We start from the raw sequence: 18,156 nt of genomic DNA on the forward strand, positions 1-18,156 counted from the left end.
AGGCCCGGACGAGCGGCGCGGCGGGCGCGGGCGGCGTCAGGTCCGGACGAGCAGGACGGCGAGTGCGGTGAGGCCGGTGAGCAGGATGGCGGCCGTCACCGCGACCGCCGTGCCCTGCGACAGGCCGAAGGCCGCCACCGCGGCCGCCATGCCGGCCGCGCCCAGCGACGAGCCGATGTACCGCGCGGTGTTGTTGGCTCCCGAGCCCATGCTGACCCGGTGGGCGGGCACGCTCTCGACCGCCAGGTGGGTGATGGAGGAGTTGATCAGCCCAGAGCCCGTCCCGCTGATCGCGACGCCCGCCACGACCAGCGGCAGCGACAGCGAGGTGGCCAGGCTGAGCAGGCAGGTGTAGCCGGTCGCGCTGAGCGCCAGGCCGAGCGCGAACCGTCCGGCGGTGCGCAGGCGTACGCGGGTGGACAGCAGCGACGTGACGAAGGACATCCCGGCCCAGACCGCGAACAGCCAGGCGGTGTCCAGCGCGGTCAGCCCGTACGAGGCCTGCAGCAGCGTCGGCAGGTAGCTGAACAGCCCCACCACCGCCGTGCCCACGATCACGGCGCCGCCGGTCGCGACCAGGAACAGCGGCCGCCGGAACAGCGCCATGTCGAGCAGCGGCTCGGCCCTGCGCAGCTCGACGGCGACGAACGCGGCGATCAGCACCGCGGCCGCCCCGAACGCCTGCACCACGATGGGGCGCGACCAGCCGAGACGCCCCTCGGTCACGCCCGCGACCAGCGCGGCCAGGCCGAGAGTGAGCAGCACCACGCCGGGCACGTCCGGCCGGCGCGGCGCGGGCGCGCGCGACTCGTCGAGCGCCCTGGCCGCCAGCACGGTCAGGGCCAGCGCGGCGGCGGCCGTCAGCCAGTAGACCGCCCGCCAGCTCATCGCCGTCGCGACCAGGCCGGACAGCAGCGGTCCCGCCATCGTGCCGAGGCCGATCATGGCGCCGTACCGGCCGGTCGCCCGCACCCGGGCGGCGCCGGTGGGGAAGGCGTGCCCCACGATGCCCAGGCTGGCGGCCAGCATGGCCGCGCTCGCCCCGCCCTGCACCAGCCTGGCCAGCACGAACGTCACCACGCCTGGACTCGCCGCGGCCGGTACGCTCGCCGCGGCGAGCACCCCGCTGCCGATCACCAGCACCCTCCTGCGCCCGTAGTCGTCCGCGAGCCCGCCCGCGACCAGCAGTAACGACGACAGCCCGAGCGCGATCGAGCCGAGGATCCACACCGGCCCGGTCGGGCCGGCGTCCAGCGACCGTGCGATCTGGGGCAGCGTCACCATCGGCGAGGAGAAGTTCGTCATGGCGAGGAACGGAGCCGACGCCGCCACGGGGAGCGTCCAGCGCCGGGGAACGGCCGCCCAAGGTTCGGTCATTGAACTCACACCGCGCACCGTAACACGGTTCGATGATTGAACTAACATGGGGGCGTGGCGCTCGGTAAGGACTACGCAGGTCAGGACTGCTCGCTGGCCAGCGCGCTGGAAGTGATCGGGGAGCGGTGGACGCTGCTCGTCGTCCGCGACGCCCTGTACGGCGTGCGCCGCTTCGCGGACTTCCAGGCCCACCTCGACATCCCGAAGGCCGTGCTGTCCCAGCGCCTGTCCGCGCTGGTCGCCGCCGGCGTCCTCGAACGCCGCCGCTACCAGGACGCGCCGCCGCGCCACGAGTACGTCCTGACCCCGATGGGCCGCGAGCTGTGGCCGCCCGTGCTGGCGCTGATCGGATGGGGTGAGCGGCACCTGTCCGAGCGCGGCCCGCGCCGGCTCTTCCACCACGTGGCCTGCGGCACCCGCCTCGATCACGCTTCCCGCTGCCCGGCCTGCGACCGCACGGTCCCGCTCGAGGAGATCGAGATCCGTCCAGGCCCCGGCCTGCGCCACGACGCCAGGCAGGACCCGGTCAGTCGCGCCCTACGAACCCCACATCGGATGCTTTCTCCCATTTCTGAAAAGATTGGGGAAACCCCCGAAGGGAGATCACATGACGTGGACGGAGATCGAGTCCGAGGCTGAGCTGCGCGAGCTGCTGGGGGAGGTCAAGCCCCGGGCCGCCACCAAGGACCGGCCCCGCCTGCACCAGCGCGACCGAGAGTGGCTGGCGGCCTCGCCGTTCTGCCTGATCGCGACGTCCGACGACACGGGCGCCTGCGACGTCTCGCCCAAGGGCGACCCGGCGGGATTCGTCCACATCATCGATGACGCCACCATCGCCATACCGGACCGGCCGGGGAACCGCAGGGCCGACGGATTCCGCAACATCCTGAAAAATCCGCACGTTGGGCTGATCTTTTTGATTCCGGGGCGGAACGAGACTCTCCGCATCAACGGTCGCGCCCGGATCGTCCGCGAGGCCCCGTTCTTCGATGAGATGACCGTCAAAGGCCACCGGCCGCATCTCGCGCTCGTCGTCGAGATCGAGCAGATCTTCCACCACTGCCCCAAGGCGTTCCTGCGTTCGTCGCTGTGGAAGCCGGACACCTGGAACCCCGATGCGCTGCCGTCACACGCGCGGATCATCAAGGACGTGCAACCTGTGGAGGAGACGCTCGAAGAGCTCGAGCACTACTACGGTGAGTCGTACAAGGAGCGCCTGTACGGCTGAATCGGGGCCTGCACGGCTGAGCCGGAAAGGCGCCTGGACGGGTGATTCGGCCTGCACGGCTGATCCGGAAGGGCGCCTGGACGGGTGATTCGGCCGGTGCGGCTGATCCGGAAGGGCGCCTGTACGGCTGGATCGAAGGGTGTCTGAGCGGTAAGGCGAAGACCGCTTGGAGCAGCCTGGGCGGCTGGAGCCGCCGCCGTGCGGTCCGGGCCGGCTCTCGGCCCGGACCGCGGTGACGTCGGCGAACGGAGGTCTCAGGCGGCGGGGGTCGGCCCGCCCGGGAAACGGATGACGTTCCTGCCGGTGTAGGCGCGCAGGTCGACGACCTTGGCATCGGCAGGTGGCCTGCGACGGCGATCCGCCGACCGGATGTCGCGGATCTTGTGCCTGGCAACAGCTGGCGGCACCACCACAAGCCTCTTCATCGTGAGCCCCCCGTGATAGTCCTGTTACCTATGTTATCTACAGATACCCCCGTAAGATCGGTGTAAGGAGCAAGTCAGTAGGGAAGGCGGCGACCCGCCGGTGACCGCAGGTCGAGCTCCAGCGCCGGCCGGGGGCGCCGCTTGGCCGACTTCGTGACTCTGACGCGTTTCATGGTGTTTCCCCCTTCCGAAGCGCGTCCTTTCTCCTTGACGTCCGTGTGCCGCGCCGCGCCGGCGACGCGATGACGGCCCCTTGCTCGCCGCCATGCGCGCCAACCTAATCCGGGCTTGTCCGCTCGCTCAACGTATTTCTACGAAGACGGCAGGATCTCCTCGGCGGGTGAACGGTCGCGGCGAATGCTGATTTGTGCGAAAGCGGGGGACCGGCGCGTCTCGCGCGTCCCTCTTCCGCACCCTACCCCTGACGCGCCGCCTCATCATCCCTGGTCGTCAGCCCTGGCAGTTGCCCCACGACTTGCGGCCGCCCCACGCGGTGACGTGGTTGCCGGGGTCGCGCGTCCAGCCGCTGTAGCGCACGCACTTCCAGGCCCCGTCGAGGTGGCCGGTCTCGGCGTAGTAGCGGTAGCGCTGGACGTCCTCGCTCCGGCCGCCGCCGCGCACCTCGAGGTAGGCGCCGGTGGTCGTGCGGGCGCCTACGTAGGCGGTCTTGATGGCGGCCACGCAGTTCTTGCCGGTGCGCTTGTTGTACATCAGGTAGACGTGGCCGAACACGGCTCCGCGCGAGGTCTTCATCGCCCGATGGCCGTCCTTGACGCGGTTGAAGCCCTTGCCGCAGACGCGTTCGGGGGTGTACGCGGCCGAGGCGGCGTACGCGGGGGCGGGAACGGCGGCGATCCCGGCGGCGGCGAGCGTGGCCGCGATGATCGTTCGGGTCAGCACGAAGAGTCCTTCTGCGAGGTGAGCATGAGCAAGGACGATCTTTACTGCGCTCTGACCGAAATTTCAACCGAAACGATCGGATGCCCGGCATGCCGGAAGTGGTGGTGAACAGCCGGAATAGGAGGCGCTCTCGGGGAAGGGGGACCAGGTGACCGGGTAAGGGACCGGAGCTTGAGGGGATCACCATGGCCGTCTGCGAGACCTGCGGAAACGACTACGACATGGCCTTCGAAGTGCGCGCGCAGGGAGCGGTGCACACCTTCGACTGCTTCCAGTGCGCGATCGAGGCCATGGCGCCGATCTGCGAGCACTGCGGCACCAAGGTCATCGGGCACGGCGTGCAGTCGGGCGAGCACTGGTACTGCTGCGCCCACTGCGCCCGCCAGGAGGGCACTCAGGGCATCGTCGACCGCGTGATGGCCGGCACCGCCACCTGACCCCGCCGCGAGCCGGTCCACCTGGCCGAGGAGCGCGGCCGCATCGCCACGCCGCCCGGGGAAGGAGCCGCCGGCATGCCACGCCGCCGCGCCCGGGACGAGCGCGGCGGCGCGACGAGGCACGGCCGGAGTCAAGCGGCGGAGCTCGACGGTGGCGTCCGGCCGGAGCGCCGAAATCCGGCGGCCGGGGGTCAGGCGGTGAAGCCGATGTCCTCGTACTGGAGGTCGAAGAAGCCGCGCGCCCCCACGTTGGCCAGCGTCGCGCGGACGGCCACCATCTGCGGGCGCTGGTAGAGCGGCAGCACGTTCACCAGCGGCCAGAGCAGCTTGTCGGCCTCGTTGGTGAGCGCGCGGGCCTGCGCCGGGTCGAGGCTCTGCGCGGCCCGGCTCATCGCCTGGTCGATCTCCGGCGACCCGGACCGCCCGAAGTTCGCATTCCAGTTCTTGCCGTTCGTCGCGTTCGCGTAGATGCCGTAGCTGCTGGACACCGGGAACGGCGTCCCGATGTACGCGAACGGGGTGATGTCGAAGTTGCCGGGGATGACGTACTTGGTGAAGAAGTCGTCGCTCGGCACCGCCTTGATGGTGAGCTTCACCCCGATCTGCGCGAGCATGCTCTGCGCCAGCTCGCCCTCGGCCTTGCTGATCTGCACCCCCGACGGCACCACGAACCGCAGCTCGAGCGTCCTGCCCTGCTTCTGCCTGACCTGGCCGTTCAGCTTCCAGCCCGCCGCGTCGAGCAGCTGCTTGGCCTTCTCGGGGTCGTAGACGCCGAGCTCGCCGGCGTTGTCCTGGTAGCCCTCCTGGGTGTTCATGAAGAAGTGGTTGTTCAGCACGGTGATCGGCCAGTCGAGGCCCTGCAGGTCGGACTGCGCGATGGCCTGACGGTTGATGCCGAGCTGGATGGCCTGGCGGACCCGCACGTCGCTGAGAAGCGCGCTGGAGCCGTTGAAGGTGAAGTGCCGGAAATCGGGGCCGGCGGCCGTGCGCACCTGCGCGCCCGTGGTGGCCTTGGCCCGCGCGTAGTCGGGCGCGGACGGGCCGATGTCGATGATGTCCAGCTCGCCGTTGCCGAACGCGCTGATCAGCGAGTCCTGCTCGGAGGCACGGAAGATGATCCGGTCGAGCTTGGCCCGCCGGCCCCACCAGTTGTCGTCGCGTACCAGAGTGATCGTCTTGGCCGTCTGGTCGAACCCGCCGAACTTGAACGGGCCCGCCGTCACCGGGATCTTGTTCAGCCACGCGGTGTTGAACGACTCGGGATCGCGGTTGGTCGAGGCCGGCAGCAGCGGCCCGAACAGCGCCTGCCAGTCGCCGAACGGCCGCTCGAACGTCACCACCACCTCGTAGTCGTCCTTGCCCCGCGCGACCTTCTCGATGTCCTGATAGCCCGTGGAGGAGACGATGCGGTAATCGGGGTCGCGCCCGTTGAGCGCCTGCCACTGGGCGCGGTAGTCGGCCCACGTGATCGGCTTGCCGTCGGACCACCTGGCCTTCGGGTTGAGCCGGTACGTCACCACCTGCTTGGGCTTCTGGCTGGTCACCCGGGCGTCGAGCACGTAGTCGGTGTCGACCGAGATCTCCGCCTTCTCGTTGGAGACGAACGGCCCCGGCAGCAGCGCGTTGCTGACCACCGCGGCCATCGCGAGGTTGCCGTCGACGTGGTTCCTGTTCCACTGCGTGGGGAACTCGTTGATGCCCCAGCGCAGCGTCCCGCCGTCCTTCACCTTCTCGCGCGGCTGCGGGTTGATGTCGTACCCCTTGAGCTCCCGATCGTCCCCGGCGCCGTCCATGCCCGCGCTGTTGCCCCATTGATTGCCGCAGCCCGCCAGCAGCAGCGCAGCCGCCATGGCGGCCGACACGAGTCGACGTGATCGTTTCATCGAACGTATCCCTCCCGGATCGAGCGAGGTCTAGACGACTTCGCGCCTGTCTGCGTAGTGGCAGGCCGCCCCCTGGTCCTCGTCGCCCAGCATCCGCACCTCGGGCTCGACCTCGACGCAGAGCCTCCGCTCCGCGTCGGTCAGCTCGGCGCGGAACTTGGGGCACCTGGTGCGGAAGCGGCAGCCCGAGGGGGGATGGGCGGGGCTCGGCAGGTCTCCTTCGAGGAGGATCCGCTCGCGGGAGCGCTCGCGTACGGGGTCGGGGAGGGGGATCGCCGACAGCAGCGCCTGTGTGTACGGATGCATCGGCGCGCCGTAGACCAGCTCGACCTGCCCGATCTCGGCGATCCTGCCGAGGTACATCACGGCCACCCGGTCGGCGATGTGCCGCACCACCGCGAGGTCGTGCGCCACGAACAGGTACGACAGCCCGAGCCTGGTCCGCAGCGAGTCGAGCAGGTTGATCACCCCGGCCTGGATGGACACGTCGAGCGCGGAGACCGGCTCGTCCAGCACCAGCAGCCGGGGCTCCAGCGCGAGCGCCCTGGCGATGGCGATGCGCTGGCGCTGGCCGCCGGAGAAGTCCTGCGGGTAGCGGGCCGCGTGGGAGGGGTCGAGGCCCACGAGCGCGAGCAGCTCCCCGACCCGGCGCGCCGGATCGGGCCTGCCGTGGGTGCGCAGCGGCTCGGCCAGGATGTCGTGGACGGTCATGCGGGGGTCGAGCGAGGCCAGCGGGTCCTGGAAGACGACCTGCATGTCGCGGCGGATCTCGTTGCGCTCGGCCCTGGTGAGCCTGGCGGTGTCGTGGCCGAGCACGACGATGCGGCCCTCCTGGGGCGCGGCCAGCTCGAGTATCTGCGTCAGCGTGGTGGTCTTGCCGCTGCCCGACTCGCCGACCAGGCCGAACGTCTCGCCCTGCCGGATGTCGAAGCTGACCCCCGCCACGGCGTGCACGGTGCCCACCCGCCGCTTGAAGATCGCGCCCTTGAGCAGGGGATAGTCCTTGACCAGGTGGCGTACCTCCAGCACCGTGCGCTCGCCGCGCACCGCCAGGTGGGCGCCCTCCTCGGGGGCCGCGTGCCGGCCCGGCGGCCTGGGGTGCACCTCCTGCCAGCGGATGCACGCCGCACGGTGGCCATCGCCGACGTCGAACAGCGGCGGCTCCGCCTTCTCGCACTCGTCGATGCGCATCGGGCAGCGCGGTGCGAACGGGCAGCCGGGCGGCAGCTCACCCGGCGACGGCGGGTTGCCCTCGATGGGCGTCAGCGGCCGGCGCGCGCCCATGTCGACGCGCGGTATCGAGCCGAGCAGCCCCACCGTGTACGGCATCCGCGGCCGGTAGAACACGTCGTCCACGCCGCCCACCTCGACGGGGCGGCCCGCGTACATGACGAGCACCCGGTCGGCGAAGCCGGCCACCACCCCCAGATCGTGGGTGATCATGATGATCGCGGCGCCGGTCTTGGCCTGCGCCCGCTTGAGCACCTCCAGCACCTGCGCCTGGATGGTGACGTCGAGCGCCGTCGTCGGCTCGTCGCAAATGATCACATCGGGGTCGTTGGCGATGGCCATCGCGATCATCACGCGCTGCCGCATGCCGCCGGAGAACTCGTGGGGAAAGGCGAGGGCCCGCTCCGACGGGTGGGGGATGCCGACCAGGTCGAGCAGCTCGACGGCCTTGATCAGCGCGGTCTCCTTGCTGACCCGCTGGTGGACGCGGACGGCCTCGGCGATCTGGTCGCCCACGCGGTAGACCGGGGTGAGCGCGGACAGCGGGTCCTGGAAGACCATCGACATGGTCTTGCCGCGGAAGGAGTTGAGCGTGCGCTCGGGGGCGCCGATCAGCTCGCGGCCGTGCAGGCGGACCGAGCCGGTGACCCGCGCGCCAGGCGGCAGCAGCCCCATCACGGCGGCGGAGGTGACCGACTTGCCGGAGCCCGACTCGCCGACGATGCCGAGCACCTCGCCGGGGCGTACGGCGTAGCCGACCCCGCGCACGGCGGGCACGCCGCCGAACGACACGGTGAGGTCGCGCACCTCCAGCACGGGCTTCGCCGTCATCGCTCGCTCCGCGACGAGGAGGGGTCGAACGCGTCGCGCAGCGCGTCGCCGACGAGGTTGACCGCCAGCACCGTGATCACCAGCAGGCCGGCCACGAACCAGAACGTCCACGGCGCGTAGACCGCGGTCTTGGAGCCGTCGGCGATGAGCGTGCCGAACGACACGTCGGGCGGCTGGATGCCGAACCCGAAGTACGACAGCGAGGTCTCGGTGAGTATGGCGCTGCTGACGTTGAGCGTGGCGTCCACGATGAGCAGCGAGGACATGTTGGGGATGACGTGGCGGAAGATGATCCGCACCGGCGGCACGCCCATGTAGCGCGCGGCCTGCACGTACTCGCGCTGCTTGATCGAGATGGCCATGCCCCGCACGATCTTCGAGGTCACCATCCACAGGAACAGCGCCAGCATGATCACGAAAAGCGGCCACTGGCCCGCGCCGAACAGCGGCGACAGGATCGCGAGGATGAGGAACGCCGGCAGCACGAGCAGCAGGTCGGTCACCCAGCTCAGCGCCCGGTCAGTCCAGCCCATGAAGTAGCCGGCGAACGCGCCCACGATCGCTGCCAGCGCCGTGGACACCAGCGCCGCCAGCAGCCCCACCACCAGCGACTTCTGCATGCCGCGCAGGGTGACGGCGAAGACGTCGGCGCCCGTTTGGAGCGTTCCGAACCAGTGGCGCGCCGACGGCGGCTGCAGGAACGCGGTGAAGTCTTTGTCGGTGTACGTCCACGGGCTGAACAGCGGCCCTGCGAAGGCCAGCAGGAACATCAGCGCGAGCACCGCGAACCCGATGCGCCCCTGCGTGGAGGCGAAGAAGCGCCTGGACACCACGCGCGCCCTGGACGGCGCCCTGACGACCGTGCCGTCGGACAGCTCTTCCGCGAGCTCCTCGTCTGACAGCGTCATCCGGCCCGCACCCTCGGGTCGAGCGCGGCGTGCAGCAGATCGGCGGCCAGCGAGGCGCACAGCACGGCGACGGCGGCCAGCAGTGAGATGGCGGCGACGGTGTTGACGTCGTTGCTGAAGATCGAGTTGATGAGCTGCTCGCCCAGGCCGTGCCAGCCGAAGATCTTCTCCGTGAACGTGGCGCCGGTCAGCAGCGCGCCGAAGGTGAACGCGAAGTAGGTGACCACGGGGATCATGGCGGTGCGCAGCGCGTGGCGGGTCAGCGCCTTGCGCCTGCTCAGCCCCTTGGCCCTGGCCGTGCGGACGAAGTCGGCGCCCAGCACGTCGAGCATCATGTTGCGCTGGTAGCGGCTGAACACCGCGATCAGCCCGACCGACAGCGAGATGGTCGGCAGCACCAGGTGTTGCAGCCGGTCCGCCACCTGGCCCCAGAAGCCGGTGGTGAGCCCGTCGCTGTATTCGCCGCTGACCAGCAGCAGCGAGCGGCCGAACACGTTCTCGTTGGCCCACGACGCCACCAGGATCAGCATGTTGGCCAGCACGACCACGGGCACCGCGAGCACCAGGAACGACAGGCCGGTGGAGAGCCGGTCGAACCAGCCGTACTGGCGGACCGCGGCCAGCGCACCGGTCGCCACGCCGAGCAGGCTGCCGCACACCAGGCCGAGAATGACCAGCCGGAACGTCACGCCCATGCGGCGCTTGATGTCGTCGTTGACCGGCGCGCCCGCGACCGTCTTGCCGAAGTCGCCGCGCAGCACCCCGGACGCCCAGGTCGCGTACCGTTCGATCAGCGGCGTCTTGTCGTTGAGGTTGAGCGCCGTGAGCTGGGCGTCGACGACGGCGGGCGGCGGCTTGGGAGTGCGGTCGGCGTAGTTGGAGCGCGGGTCGAGGGCCACGGCGGCCAGGAGGTAGGCGAGACTGGCGGCCACGATCACGAGCACGGCGTAGTTGAGCAGCCTGCGGGCCAGGAACCCCGCCATCGCCCTCCCCTCCTACGCAGCCGAACGTGCCGACACGCCACCGAATGTGGCCCATCGTAGTCATATTGCTACACGAAGTGAGGTGGTGGCGCACCTGATGCGCCAAAAGAAGTCGGCCCATCGGGCCGGCGTCAGGGACCGGGGGCAGGTCCTCCAGCGCCCTGCGAAGGACGGCGCCGGGCGGCACCGGGGGAGGGGCCACAGCCTCAGAGGCGGGAGGGCGGATGTGCGGCGCCACGGGCTACGGGTGGGCGGACGAGCGGCGGTGAGGGCCACGGGCGAGGCAAGACGAGCGGCGCCGGGCGGGTATGGGCGTGTGGGCGGACGAGTGGCGCCGGGTCAGCGGCCGGCCAGTTCGTCCACGGCGGTGCGGACGTCCTCGCCGGTGATCGTGGTGAGGTCGGCGGCGCTGGCGGATCCGCCGCGCGCGGCGTGGGCGGCGAGCCGCACGTCGCGGCGCATCGCCGCGCGCTCGAACAGCGAGCGGGCGAAGCGGCCGTTGCCGAGTCCGTCGATCAGCCGCTCCTCGCACACCCAGGCGAACACCTCGTCGAGCCTGCTCAGCGCCTCCTCGTCGAAGGTGTCGCCGGCCTGCTCGGCGAGCAGCACCGCGATCTGCCGCAGCTCGGCGGGGGTGTAGCTGGGGAAGGCGACGCGCTGGTTGAAGCGGCTGGCCAGGCCGGGGTTGGTGGCGAGGAAGGCGTCCATCTCGCGCTCGTAGCCGGCCAGCACGATGACGAGCCGGTCGCGGTCGTCCTCGGCGCGCTTGAGCAGGGTCTGCACGGCCTCGGCGCCGAACGCGTCGCCGCCCTGGTAGCCGGGGTTGACCAGGCTGTAGGCCTCGTCGATGAAGAGCACGCCGCCGAGCGCCCTGTCGATCAGCTCGTTGGTCTTGATCGCGGTCGCGCCGAGGTGCTGGCCGACCAGGTCGGCGCGGTGGGCCTCGACGACGTCGGGCCTGGCCAGCAGGCCGAGCGCGGCGAAGATGCGGCCGAGCACGCGGGCGACCGTGGTCTTGCCGGTGCCGGGCGGCCCGGTGAAGACGAAGTGGCGCATCTGCTGCGGCGTGGGCAGGCCGCGCTCCTGGCGCATCCTGGCGACCTGGAGCTGGGCGGCGATGGCGTGCACCTGCCGCTTGACCGGGGCGAGGCCGGCCATCCTGTCGAGGTCGGCGAGCGCCTCCTCCAGCGTGGGCGTGGCGACGTAGCCGCGGAAGCGGGCGGTCAGCTCCTCGAACGCCTTGGTGACGTCGGCCGTGGTGGTGGTGACGAGGTCTTCGGTGGTCGGGGTGCCGCCCGCGCCGACCACGCGCACGTCGCGGGCCTGGGCGGCGGCCTCGACCAGGCTGCGCGCGAAGCGGGCGTTGCCCAGCTCGTCGACCAGGCCGCGGCGGTGGACGTCCTCGTAGAGCCCGAGCAGCACGCGCCGGGTCTCGGGCGTCATCGTGTCGCCCCTGCGCCGCTGCAGCAGCTCGGTGACCTCGACGAGCTCGGCGGGGGAGTAGCCGGGGAAGCGCACGCGGGTGGCGAACCTGCTGGCCAGGCCGGGGTTGCTGGACAGGAACGCGCTCATCTCCTGCTCGTAGCCGGCCAGGATGATGATCAGCCGGTCGCGGTCGTCCTCGGCGCGTTTGAGCAGGGTCTGCACGGCCTCGGCGCCGAACCTGTCGGGCTGCCCGTCGGATGAGTTGATCAGCGCGTACGCCTCGTCGATGAAGAGCACGCCGCCGAGCGCCCTGTCGACGAGCTCGTTGGTCTTGATCGCGGTCGCGCCCAGGAACTCGCCCACCAGGTCGGCCCGCTGCGCCTCGACGACGTAGGGGGTCTCCAGCAGGCCGAACGCGTAGAAGATCTTGGCGAGCGCGCGGGCGACGGTGGTCTTGCCGGTGCCGGGCGGGCCGACGAAGACGAAGTGCCTGGTGGGACGGCCGGTGGAGTAGCCGGCCTCGGCGCGCAGGCGGCCGGCCTCGATGGAGGCGGCGATGGAGCGCACCTGCTCTTTGACCGGCGCGAGGCCGATCATGCTCTCCAGCTCGGCGAGCGCCTCCTCGACGGAGATCTGCGGGGGAGCGGCCTGCCTGTCCTGCGGAGCCTCGGGGCGGCCCTCGCGCGCCCTGACACGGACCTGCTGCTCCTCGGCCGCGGCGGTCTCGGCCCTGACCCGGCGGGCCAGCAGGAACCGCTGTACGAGCACGGCCGCGGCGGCGGCGTACGCCACCCAGACCGCGATCGTGTCGGAGACGAGGCCGACGGCGGCGGCGAGCACCCCTGCGGGCACGAGCGCCATCAGCGTGGTCACCCACGGCGTCACCCAGCGGATCAGGTGGGCCGCCCCCGCGACGGGCAGCGACAGCGCGACCATGAGGTGCACCGTGCCCGCACCGGGCGGGAACAGCCTGCCGAACGCCTGCGGTGCCAGCGCCACCCAGCCGGCGACGACCAGCGCGGTGGCGGCGGCCCTGGGGAAGCGCATGGTCAGCGCCACGAAGGCGAGCAGCAGCAGCGCCAGGGGGAAGGTCTGCAGGAGGTCCCAGCCGAGCGCGGCACCGACGCCCATCGCGGCCACGAGCACGACCGCGTAGGCGACCCGGCGCACGGCCGGGGGAATCTGGAAATAACGCAGCCGAACCTTCTCGAACAGATCCCGCGCCACGGCCCTCCCCGCGGTCTGGGTCCTGCCGGACTCACGCATCACGCCTCCCCGGTCCGCCCCCGGTTATACCGCACCGGGCCGACGGTTGGGCGGTCCTGACACGCTAGGTGGAGGTCACGAAACGGGCGATGTGCCGGCCGAGCTCGGCACCCGCGTCTTCTTGCAGGAAGTGCCCCGCGCCCTTGATCTCGGGATGCTCCAGGCCGGAGGCGCCGCGCAGCGATCTGCGGAGAACGGGCGCCATGCCGCCGGTGATCGGATCGCTGTCGGAGAACGCCACCAGCACCGGGCGGTCGAGCGTGGTGAGGATCTGCCAGGCAGCGCGGTTGGCGGGCGCCGCGGGGTCGTCGGGCGAGGTGGGCACCAGGCCCGGCATGGCGCGCGGCCCCGCCTTGTACGACTCGTCGGGGAACGGCGCGTCGTAGGCCGCCCGTACCTGCGGCGGCAGCGTCGTCGTGCAGCCCGCCTGGATGAGCCTGGCGATGTCGAGCACGGGCGCCTTGCGCACGGTCTCCCTGAAGCGGTGCCAGACCTTGGGCATGGGATTGTCACCGGTCGGCAACCCCGTGTTGGCCGCCACGATCCTGGCCACCCTGGCGGGGTGCTCGGCGGCCAGGCGCAGCCCGATGAGGCCGCCCCAGTCCTGCCCGACGATGGTCACGCCGGTCAGGCCGAGCGCGTCGTACAGCAGTGCCCTGGTCCACTCGACGTGGCGGGCGTAGGTGTGGTCGGCCGGCTCCGCGGGCTTGTCGGAGCGGCCGAAGCCGATGAGGTCCGGCGCGATCGCCCGCAGGCCTGCCGCCGCCAGCTCGGGCATGACGTGCCGGTAGAGGAACGACCAGCTCGGCTCGCCGTGCAGCAGGACGACCGGCTCGCCGCCGGCGGGGCCGGCCTCGACGTACGCCATCCGCAGGCCGTCGCCGACCTCGGCGTAGCGCGGCTCGTAGGGGAAGTCGGGCAGTCCGGTGAAGCGCTCATCAGGGGTGCGCAGAATCCGCATAGAACAATATTCTCATCAGCGCCGCTGGTGCCGGCCGGGGAACTCGCCCACCAGCACCTCCTTGGGCGTCACCCACAGCACGTCGGAGCTCGGCTGCGCCACACCGCGCACCTCCACCCAGTACCGGCGCTGCGTCGGATCCGAGACGAACACCGCCACCCTGGGGTCCTCCTCGATGGCCCGCCACGCCTCGGTCTCGGCGATCAGCCGCAGCTCGCCCGACGAGGTGACACCGGCCACCGCGCCCGCCACCCGAGGGCCGAGCGCGTCGCCGTACGACAGCACGATGCTGCGCGCGTAGGAGAAGGTCTGGCGGACCTGCGCGTCCAGCGGAACCGAGGGCTCCGCGCCCATCGGCAGGTCGCACATGAGCAGCGCTGACCGCCACGGGCCAGAGCCGCCGCGCCACCAGGCGAGCAGGGCGCGCCCTGCGTACACCGCGGCCGTCGCGAGCAGCGCGCCGAGGCCGATCCGCCACGGCCAGGCCTGCCCCAGCAGCCCGCCCGCCGCGCACCCCGCCGCGCCCAGCACCACCAGCGCCGCGGCCGCCGGCAGGGCGCGGTCGCCGTGCCCCCGTGCCCGCAGGTAGCCCCGCACCATCGGGTACGGCACCGCCACCGCGGCCACCGCCGCCCGCGGCTCCACCGCCAGCGCGCCGCCCACCAGCGCCACCAGCACCGTCCACGTCCTGCCGAGCACGATCCACAGCAGCACGCCCGTGTTGCGCCTGGCCGTGCCCTCGGTCGCGCGCGCCGGCAGTGTCGCGGCCAGCGCAAGGAGCGGCCGCCCCCGCCACGTCTCGGCCAGCGCCCTGACCGCGGCCAGCGCCGGCCAGCTCAGCACCACGTAGCCGGCCAGCCCCGCCCAGATCGGGTCGAAAGCCGGCGGCAGGCCCGGCACCGCGCCCAGCAGCAGCCAGGCCCCGAACGCCGGGACCGCCAGGACCGCCGACACCACCGACACCCCGAGCCAGGGATCGCGGCACAGCATCGCCCTCGCGTACGCCCACGGCGCCGCCCGCCGCGCCTGCCTGACGGTCAGCGGCACCAGCAGCGCCAGCACCGCGAACCCGCCGAGCCGCGCCTGCGCGCCCCTGTCGAACAGCAGCGCGGCGGCGGCCACGGCCAGCGTGGCGATCGCGAGGAGCAGCCTGACCTGGCGCGACCACACCTCAAGCGCCCGCCTGGCCCGCCCGGTCTCGCGGTGCGCGACCGGCCACGCCGGGTCGTGATGCGCGCGCGGCGGGTCCCAGCGCACCAGCGCCAGGCCCAGGTTGACGCGCGCCTGCGGGTCGCCGGGGTCGATGGCGAGGGCCGCACGGTACGAGCGCGCGGCGCGTACGTGCTCGCCCCGCAGCAGCGCGAGGTCGCCGAGCATGACGGCGGGCGAGGGCTGCTCGGGCGCGAACTTCCGGGCGAGCGCCGCGTGCTCGACGGCCTCCTGCCAGCGGCCGGGGATGCGGCGCAGCACCGAGGCGAGGCGCAGCCTGGCCGGCCACGAGCCCGGCGAGAGCTCCACGGCGCGCCGGGCGGCGGGCAGGGCGTCGGCGTCGCGGCCGAGCCGCTCGTGGGCGAGGCTGATGAGCCGCTGCGGCCACTCGGCGGTGGGCTCGCGGTCGGCGGCGTAGCGCGCGGCGTCCAGCGCGGATTCGGGACGGCCGGCGTTCAGCCTGGTCACGGCCTCTGCGCACCATTCGCGGGAGGACCGGCCGGATGGTTCGGTGGTGCTGTCACGTCCGTCGGTCCCCACACGTCCCATGATCGGCTGTTCACCGATCGATGGATAGATCCAGACATATGGCTCTATCTCTCTAGAGAGGCCCGGCCTGGCCGTGGATCGTCCGATACCGCTATGACAAGTGCCTGACATGGCCTAAGCTGCCACGCAAGCCGAGCGCCGGAGCCACGACACCCCACCGCGGCTTCGCCGCCGTCGATCGAACAGCACGTGCGGGCCTTGTGAATCGGATCGGCCTGCAAGGAGGCCCATGACCGTCACACAGGCCGCACCCGTCGTACGCGCCGCCGACCGGGACCCCCGAGACCGCCGGTGGTCCATCCTGGTGCTGCTCTGTCTGAGCCTGCTGCTCATCACGGTCGACGCGACCGTCCTGCACATCGCGGTGCCGGCGCTGACGGCGGCGCTCGAGCCCTCCGCGGTGCAGCTCCTGTGGATCATCGACATCTACTCGCTGGTCGTCGCGCCACTGCTGATCATGTTCGGCACGCTGGGCGACAAGTACGGGCGTAAACGGCTGGTCCTGTGGGGGTTCGCGCTGTTCGGCGCGGCCTCGGCGGGCGCCGCGTTCGCCCCGACCCCGCTGGCGCTCATCCTCGCCAGGGCGCTGCTCGGCATGGGCGGCGCGATGATCATGCCGGCCACGCTCTCGCTGATCCGCCAGGTCTTCACCGACCGGCGCGAGCGGGCCATCGCGCTCGGCGTCTGGAGCGCGGTCGCCGCGGCAGGGGCCGCCGTCGGCCCGCTCATCGGCGGCGTGCTCGTCGGCATCTGGTGGGGCGCCGTCTTCCTCATCAACGTGCCGATCCTGCTGGTGCTGCTGCCCGCCGCCGTACGCCTGCTGCCCGAGTCGCGCGAGCGCCCCGACCGGCCGTGGGACGTCGCCAGCGCGATCCTGTCGGTGCTCGGCATCCTGGCCCTGGCCTTCGGGCTGAAGGAGGCGGGATCGGGCAGCCTCATGCCGATGTGGGCCGCGATGCTGGTGTTCGCGTCCGGGCTGGGGCTGCTCGCGGCGTTCGTCCACCGGCAGACGCGGCTGCGCGAGCCGTTCCTGCAGATCGGGCTCTTCAAGCGGCGGCCGTTCACCACCGGCGTCGCCGGGGTGCTGCTCGGCGTTTTCGCCCTGGTCGGGCTCCAGCTCATGCTCGCCCAGTACCTGCAGCTCGTGCTCGGCGACAGCCCCGTACGCGCGGCGCTGCGCATGCTGCCGCTGGTCGCCTCGGCCATCGCGGGCGGCCTGGCCGCCGCCCACATCCTGCCGAAGATCGGCATGCGCGCCACCATGAGCGGCGGCCTCGCCCTCGTCGCGTTCTCCCTGTCCCCCACGCTGACCTGGGGCGTGGAGCGCCATCCCGTGATGCTCGCGTGCTGCTTCATCGGCATCGGCTTCGGGGTGCAGGTGGCGCTGCTCGCCGCGTCCGACACGATCATGGCGGCGGCGCCCGAGTCGCAGGCGGGCGGCGCGGCGGCGATCGAGGAGACCGCCTACGAGCTGGGCGCCGGGCTCGGCGTGGCCGTGCTCGGCACGATCACGACCATCGTCTACGCCCCCGGGCTCCCGCCCGTACCCGGCGTGCCGGAGAGCGGCATGGACGAGGCCCGCCAGTCGCTGGCCTCGGCCGCCCACGTCGCCGAGCAGATCGGCGGCCAGACGGGCGGCGCGCTGCTCGACGCGGCCCGGTGGGCCTTCGTCAACGCCCTGCACACGACCGTCGTCGTGAGCGTCGTCCTGCTCAGCCTGACCGCCGTGCTGGTGGCCATGCTGCTCCGCCGTGATTGAGGTGTGCCATGTCCCGATCAGGGCAGACATCTACCGTGAGACAGGCGCTCCGTGACCTCGCCGCCCTGGTCGCCCGCTTAGGCGTGGGCGGGATCTTCTTCTCCAACGGCTGGGCCAAGCTCGAAGACGGCCTGAAGATCACCGGCGCGAAGTTCATGGAGCAGGGCGCGCCCGCCCCCGGCGCCTGGGCCACGGTCACCATGCTCTCCGAGCTCATCGGCGGCGCGCTGCTCATCGCGGGCCTCGCCGTCTCCATCACGGGCCTCGTGCTCTTCGCCGAGGCGCTGGCCGTCTTCCTGATCGCGCCGCCGCTCAACCCCATCACGCTCAACGAGCTGATCCTGCTCGCCGCGGCCTCGCTGCTGCTCGCCGTGGTCGGCGCCGGACGGGTGTCGGTCGATCACATGGTCGTCATCAGGCGCAGGGAGTCGGAGGCGGCCGACGAGTTCGCCGCCGACACCGAGGCCGACCGCGTGATCGCCGCGCTCAAAGGGCCGGAGACGCCCCAACCGCCCGAGCCGGCCGGCAAGCCCGCCGAGCCCGCCGCCACACCGGCGAAGGCCCGTACGTCCGACGAGCCCGCCGCCAAGGCGCCCGCGAAGGCTCCAGCCGCGGACCGGGCAGCCGACGAGGACACCGCGCCGCACCCCAGGCCGGGCGCCGCCGCCAAGGATCAGGGCGACGGCGGCGAGGGCACGCCGTCCCCCGGCGACACGCTCGTGGCCGGGCGCAAGAAGCCCGCGCCGCGCAAGAGCCGCCCCTCCGGGTGATCCCGAACCCCTGGG

Annotated in this window: 15 protein-coding genes; 5 read left to right on the top strand and 10 right to left on the bottom strand. The window is 71.9% G+C overall.

Going from position 1 to position 18,156, the window contains the following annotated elements; translation table 11 throughout:
* Positions 1 to 36: 36 nt before the first annotated feature.
* Entirely contained in the window at positions 37 to 1,377 is a 1,341-nt protein-coding gene (locus ACGFIM_RS25745; protein WP_393204459.1) for an MFS transporter, read from the bottom strand.
* Between the two features lie 54 nt (positions 1,378 to 1,431).
* Here ACGFIM_RS25745 and ACGFIM_RS25750 point away from each other — a divergent pair, with 54 nt between their 5' ends.
* Positions 1,432 to 2,016: a winged helix-turn-helix transcriptional regulator gene (locus ACGFIM_RS25750; protein WP_393204462.1), complete on the top strand. Its 585-nt coding sequence runs from the start codon at positions 1,432 to 1,434 to the stop codon at positions 2,014 to 2,016.
* The gene (locus ACGFIM_RS25755) at positions 1,985 to 2,605 is read left to right on the top strand and encodes a pyridoxamine 5'-phosphate oxidase family protein (RefSeq protein WP_393204465.1); all 621 of its coding nucleotides are present in this window, start codon (positions 1,985 to 1,987) and stop codon (positions 2,603 to 2,605) included. The genes ACGFIM_RS25750 and ACGFIM_RS25755 overlap by 32 nt, the downstream gene beginning before the upstream one ends.
* A gap of 254 nt (positions 2,606 to 2,859) precedes the next feature.
* Here ACGFIM_RS25755 and ACGFIM_RS25760 read toward each other — a convergent pair whose 3' ends face one another.
* A complete protein-coding gene (locus ACGFIM_RS25760; protein ID WP_393204468.1) occupies positions 2,860 to 3,030 on the bottom strand; it encodes a hypothetical protein in 171 nt (56 codons plus the stop codon).
* Positions 3,031 to 3,480: 450 nt separating this feature from the next.
* Positions 3,481 to 3,930 carry a hypothetical protein gene (locus ACGFIM_RS25765; RefSeq protein WP_393204471.1) on the bottom strand — a complete coding sequence of 150 codons (450 nt, stop codon included), beginning with the start codon at positions 3,928 to 3,930 and terminating at the stop codon, positions 3,481 to 3,483.
* A gap of 185 nt (positions 3,931 to 4,115) precedes the next feature.
* Between ACGFIM_RS25765 and ACGFIM_RS25770 the strand changes: the two genes are divergently transcribed.
* On the top strand, positions 4,116 to 4,367 hold the full coding sequence (locus ACGFIM_RS25770; protein WP_364066995.1) for a hypothetical protein: 252 nt from the start codon (positions 4,116 to 4,118) through the stop codon (positions 4,365 to 4,367).
* A 191-nt stretch (positions 4,368 to 4,558) separates the two neighbouring features.
* Here ACGFIM_RS25770 and ACGFIM_RS25775 read toward each other — a convergent pair whose 3' ends face one another.
* The 7 genes from ACGFIM_RS25775 to ACGFIM_RS25805 all read right to left on the bottom strand — a co-directional run bounded on the left by ACGFIM_RS25775 (position 4,559) and on the right by ACGFIM_RS25805 (position 15,531).
* The gene (locus ACGFIM_RS25775) at positions 4,559 to 6,250 is read right to left on the bottom strand and encodes an ABC transporter family substrate-binding protein (protein WP_393204475.1); all 1,692 of its coding nucleotides are present in this window, start codon (positions 6,248 to 6,250) and stop codon (positions 4,559 to 4,561) included.
* Positions 6,251 to 6,280: 30 nt separating this feature from the next.
* Entirely contained in the window at positions 6,281 to 8,311 is a 2,031-nt protein-coding gene (locus ACGFIM_RS25780) for a dipeptide ABC transporter ATP-binding protein (protein WP_393204478.1), read from the bottom strand.
* A complete protein-coding gene (locus tag ACGFIM_RS25785) occupies positions 8,308 to 9,219 on the bottom strand; it encodes an ABC transporter permease (protein WP_393204481.1) in 912 nt (303 codons plus the stop codon). The genes ACGFIM_RS25780 and ACGFIM_RS25785 overlap by 4 nt, the downstream gene beginning before the upstream one ends.
* Entirely contained in the window at positions 9,216 to 10,202 is a 987-nt protein-coding gene (locus ACGFIM_RS25790; protein WP_393204484.1) for an ABC transporter permease, read from the bottom strand. The genes ACGFIM_RS25785 and ACGFIM_RS25790 overlap by 4 nt, the downstream gene beginning before the upstream one ends.
* A 339-nt stretch (positions 10,203 to 10,541) precedes the next feature.
* Positions 10,542 to 12,893, bottom strand: a complete 2,352-nt coding sequence (locus tag ACGFIM_RS25795; protein WP_393204487.1) for an AAA family ATPase — start codon at positions 12,891 to 12,893, stop codon at positions 10,542 to 10,544.
* 64 nt (positions 12,894 to 12,957) lie between these two features.
* On the bottom strand, positions 12,958 to 13,854 hold the full coding sequence (locus ACGFIM_RS25800) for a haloalkane dehalogenase (RefSeq protein WP_393204490.1): 897 nt from the start codon (positions 13,852 to 13,854) through the stop codon (positions 12,958 to 12,960).
* A gap of 15 nt (positions 13,855 to 13,869) precedes the next feature.
* Entirely contained in the window at positions 13,870 to 15,531 is a 1,662-nt protein-coding gene (locus ACGFIM_RS25805) for a hypothetical protein (RefSeq protein WP_393204493.1), read from the bottom strand.
* Positions 15,532 to 15,841: 310 nt separating this feature from the next.
* Between ACGFIM_RS25805 and ACGFIM_RS25810 the strand changes: the two genes are divergently transcribed.
* Both ACGFIM_RS25810 and ACGFIM_RS25815 read left to right on the top strand, forming a co-directional pair.
* Positions 15,842 to 17,371: an MFS transporter gene (locus ACGFIM_RS25810; RefSeq protein WP_393204496.1), complete on the top strand. Its 1,530-nt coding sequence runs from the start codon at positions 15,842 to 15,844 to the stop codon at positions 17,369 to 17,371.
* 35 nt (positions 17,372 to 17,406) lie between these two features.
* Positions 17,407 to 18,141 (top strand): DoxX family protein, encoded by a 735-nt coding sequence (locus tag ACGFIM_RS25815; RefSeq protein ID WP_393204499.1) that lies wholly within the window; start codon positions 17,407 to 17,409, stop codon positions 18,139 to 18,141.
* The last annotated feature ends 15 nt before the right edge of the window (positions 18,142 to 18,156 follow it).

Origin of the sequence: Nonomuraea sp. NPDC049309, assembly GCF_043196965.1 — a bacterium.
Classification (GTDB): domain Bacteria; phylum Actinomycetota; class Actinomycetes; order Streptosporangiales; family Streptosporangiaceae; genus Nonomuraea; species Nonomuraea fastidiosa.

Excerpts from the sequence above, each read along its gene's own strand:
- ACGFIM_RS25745 (WP_393204459.1), bottom strand. The coding sequence starts at position 1,377 with ATGACCGAACCTTGGGCGGCCGTTCCCCGGCGCTGGACGCTCCCCGTG.
- ACGFIM_RS25755 (WP_393204465.1), top strand. The coding sequence starts at position 1,985 with ATGACGTGGACGGAGATCGAGTCCGAGGCTGAGCTGCGCGAGCTGCTG.
- ACGFIM_RS25760 (WP_393204468.1), bottom strand. The coding sequence starts at position 3,030 with ATGAAGAGGCTTGTGGTGGTGCCGCCAGCTGTTGCCAGGCACAAGATC.
- ACGFIM_RS25770 (WP_364066995.1), top strand. The coding sequence starts at position 4,116 with ATGGCCGTCTGCGAGACCTGCGGAAACGACTACGACATGGCCTTCGAA.
- ACGFIM_RS25775 (WP_393204475.1), bottom strand. The coding sequence starts at position 6,250 with ATGAAACGATCACGTCGACTCGTGTCGGCCGCCATGGCGGCTGCGCTG.
- ACGFIM_RS25780 (WP_393204478.1), bottom strand. The coding sequence starts at position 8,311 with ATGACGGCGAAGCCCGTGCTGGAGGTGCGCGACCTCACCGTGTCGTTC.
- ACGFIM_RS25785 (WP_393204481.1), bottom strand. The coding sequence starts at position 9,219 with ATGACGCTGTCAGACGAGGAGCTCGCGGAAGAGCTGTCCGACGGCACG.
- ACGFIM_RS25790 (WP_393204484.1), bottom strand. The coding sequence starts at position 10,202 with ATGGCGGGGTTCCTGGCCCGCAGGCTGCTCAACTACGCCGTGCTCGTG.
- ACGFIM_RS25795 (WP_393204487.1), bottom strand. The coding sequence starts at position 12,893 with ATGCGTGAGTCCGGCAGGACCCAGACCGCGGGGAGGGCCGTGGCGCGG.
- ACGFIM_RS25800 (WP_393204490.1), bottom strand. The coding sequence starts at position 13,854 with ATGCGGATTCTGCGCACCCCTGATGAGCGCTTCACCGGACTGCCCGAC.
- ACGFIM_RS25810 (WP_393204496.1), top strand. The coding sequence starts at position 15,842 with ATGACCGTCACACAGGCCGCACCCGTCGTACGCGCCGCCGACCGGGAC.